This window comes from uncultured Campylobacter sp. (assembly GCF_938018145.1).
Taxonomy (GTDB): domain Bacteria; phylum Campylobacterota; class Campylobacteria; order Campylobacterales; family Campylobacteraceae; genus Campylobacter_A.
On sequence record NZ_CALIII010000060.1, the window covers coordinates 1 to 3111 of the forward strand.

The window sequence follows — 3111 nt, forward strand, 5'->3', positions numbered from 1 at the left end:
GCTGAATAATTAACGCAGAGTCCGCAGCAGAGGTGTTTTCAAAGAGTACGCTATAGCCGTCGTAGTTTTCGTTTGAGCTTTTGTAAATGCTCAAAAACACTAAAAACCCGACCACGAGTATGATCGAGCCCGCGGCAACTAGGCGCTGCCTTAACGAGAGATTGTGATAGACCTGGCCGATTTGCTGAACTGCGGTTTTAAAATCCATTTATTTTAAATTTTCCTCGATTTGTTTTAAAACTACGTCGTTTTGATTCGGCAGCCCGATCGTTATGCGAACCGCGTTTAATCCGTAGCCTTTTAGATCACGTAAAATTATACCTTTTTTTAACAGATTTTGAGCAAGCTCGCTCGCGTTTTGACGCTCAAATTCAAAAACGATAAAATTCGTAAAGCTAGGTAGACGCTTTATGCCGTGCTTATCGGCAAATTTTTCGTATTTTTTCATCTCCTCAAAGTTCGTCTCAAGCGTCATTTTTACGAATTCTTCGTCTTTTAGCGCCTCGATAGCCGCTTTTAAACTAAGCGTCGTTATGTTAAACGGCGCCCTTAGCTTACCTAGCTCGTTCATCACGCTTTGCTCGCCGATGCCGTATCCTACGCGCATACCGCCAAGGCCGTAAGCCTTAGAAAACGTGCCCAGATATATCGCGTTTGGAAATTTAGCTATGAGCTCGCGCGGTTTTATCTCTTTTTTCGCGTCTTTAAATTTAGCAAACTCCTGATACGCGCCGTCGATAACCACGAGCGTATCGGCGTCAATCTGCTCTAAAAATTTATAAATTTCCTCGGCGTCTAGGCAGCCTCCGAGAGGATTGTTCGGTACGCACAAAAATATCACGCCGATCTCGTCTTTTTTAGCCTTGTAAATTTGCAAAAACTCGCCCAGGTCGTGCTCTTTGCTCTTTGTTTTAAAAACCTTTGCGCCCGCTGCTTTAGCGTAAATTTCATACATAGCAAATGTTATGCCCGTGGTTAAAATTCCCTTCTTTGCGTTTGCCTTTGCGTGCACGGCAAATTCTATTATCTGATCGCTTCCCGAGCCTATAACGATAGATTTTTCGCTAACGCCAAATTTACTAGCTAGCGCGGCCTTTAGCTCAAAGTAGCTGTCGTCGGGATAAAGATGCATTTTATTTACTATCTCGCCGATCGCTTTTACTACCGCAGGGCTCGTGCCGTACGGGTTTTCGTTGCTGGCTAGCTTGATGACGTCTTTGGCGTCGATGCCGTATTCGCGCACGACTAGCTCGATAGGTTTGCCTGCCTCGTAGCTCACCAAATTTGCTAAATTTTCGTTAAATTTCATCTCATTCCTCCCACGCGACGTAGCTTCCTAGCCACGCGATTTCGTGGCCGTAGCTTATCGCTTTTTGTATCGCTTTTTGGACGTTGTCGTCGTCGATGTGCCCCTCGAAATCTATATAAAAATTCGCCTTAAATTCGCGCTGTTTTATCGGGCGGCTCTCTAGCTTGGTGATATTTATACCCTCGTCTCTAAATGCCAAAAGTAGCTCCACTAGCCCGCCGGGACGGTGATCGGTCTTTGCTAGGATAGAGGTTTTATTTCTTTGCGCGCGCTCGTTTTTAAAATCGCTTAATATAAAAAATCTCGTGCGGTTTGCGGCGTTGTCCTCGATCGTCTCAAACAAGATCGGCACGCCGTAAAGCTTGGCTGCGATCTTAGAGCAGATAGCGGCCGAATTTGGCTCGCTGCTAGCTAGCTGCGCGGCCTGCGCGGTCGATTTTGCCGGGATAAACTCGACGGCTGAAAGCATATGATCGTCTAAAAATTTGCGGCACTGATTGTAGCCTTGCGGGTGCGAGTAGATGCGTTTGATATCCTTTAAATTTTCGCACTTGCTCGCAAAAATGTGATGGATATCCATGTAAATTTCAGCCACGACCTTGACGCTATCAAACCGCCCAAGGCAGTCTAGTGTCGCGCCCACCGCGCCTTCTGTGTTGTTTTCTATCGGCACGACGCCGTATTTGGCCTCTTTGTGCTTTAGTTTCGTAAAAACCGCCTCGATGCTAGCTAGCGGCAAATACGCGCTCATCGCGCCGAAACGACTCTCGGCGGCTTGGTGCGTGTAGGTGCCCTCAGGCCCTAGATAGGCGACTTTTTCGGGCATTTCGAGGTTTCTACTGACGGCAAAAATCTCAAGATAAATCGCCTCGATCGCGGCTTTATTTAAAAATGCGGATTCTTGCCCCTCGAGGCGGTTTAGGATAGCTCTTTCGCGCTCGGGGCGGTAGATCGCGCTGCCGCTGGTTTGCTTTAGCTCGCCGATCTTTCGCACGAAATTCATGCGCTCGTTTAGGCGCTTTAGCACCTCGTCGTCGATCTTATCTATCTCGCTTCTAAGGTCGTTTATGTTTTGCATTTTCGCTCCCTAGCCTAGAAATTCGCGCTCCAGCGCCACTACGTCCTCAAAACTCTCGCGGCGTCTTATCAAAAAGTCTTCGCCGCCTTTTACCGCAACCTCCGCGGCGCGCCCACGAGTGTTGTAGTTGCTGCTCATCGCAAAGCCGTATGCGCCGGCTGATTTGATAACGACGAGATCGCCTGGGTTTAACGACGGTAAATTTCGATCTTTTGCGAGAAAATCGCCGCTCTCGCAGATCGGCCCGACCACGTCGCAAGGGCTAAATTTGAGCTCCCGAAGCTGCTCAGTCTTACACTCGCAAAGAGTCTTACCGCCGCTAAGAGCGAAAATTTTATGCTTAGCTTGATAAAGGCTTGGGCGTATGAGGTCGTTCATCGCGCCGTCCACGACAACAAAGCGCTTGTTTTTATTAAATTTCTCGTAAAGCACGCTAGTTAGAAAATATCCCGCGTTGCCGACGATAAAGCGTCCAGGCTCGCAAACTACCGTGACGTCCAGGCCGCTTAAATTTGCCAAAATGCCCTGCGCGTATTCGTATAGATCAGGCTCGCTCTCGTCGCCGTAAACGATGCCTATGCCGCCGCCGACGTCAAAAAATTTGATGTCGATTTGCGCCGCTTTTAGCTCGCGAGTCAAATTTGCCACGATCTTTGCCGCTTCGATAACGGGCTTGATGTCGGTTATCTGCGAGCCGATGTGGCTATGGATACCTACAGGCTCC

2 protein-coding genes and 2 pseudogenes are annotated in these 3111 nt (G+C 48.3%); all 4 read right to left on the reverse strand.

The window, feature by feature from the left end; genetic code table 11:
* Window positions 1–208: pseudogene (locus tag Q0338_RS01395) on the reverse strand (flagellar M-ring protein FliF); the annotation flags it as partial.
* Complete coding sequence (hisC, locus tag Q0338_RS01400) at window positions 209–1309, reverse strand: histidinol-phosphate transaminase (protein WP_298085201.1); 1101 nt, start codon at window positions 1307–1309, stop codon at window positions 209–211. It abuts the pseudogene before it with no gap.
* A gap of 1 nt (window position 1310) precedes the next feature.
* Window positions 1311–2387 carry a prephenate dehydratase gene (gene pheA / locus Q0338_RS01405; protein ID WP_298085202.1) on the reverse strand — a complete coding sequence of 359 codons (1077 nt, stop codon included), beginning with the start codon at window positions 2385–2387 and terminating at the stop codon, window positions 1311–1313.
* A gap of 9 nt (window positions 2388–2396) precedes the next feature.
* Window positions 2397–3111, reverse strand: a pseudogene (locus Q0338_RS01410) (diaminopimelate decarboxylase); the annotation flags it as partial.

Coding starts and splice junctions, on each gene's coding strand:
- hisC (WP_298085201.1), bottom strand. CDS start 1,309: ATGAAATTTAACGAAAATTTAGCAAATTTGGTGAGCTACGAGGCAGGC.
- pheA (WP_298085202.1), bottom strand. CDS start 2,387: ATGCAAAACATAAACGACCTTAGAAGCGAGATAGATAAGATCGACGAC.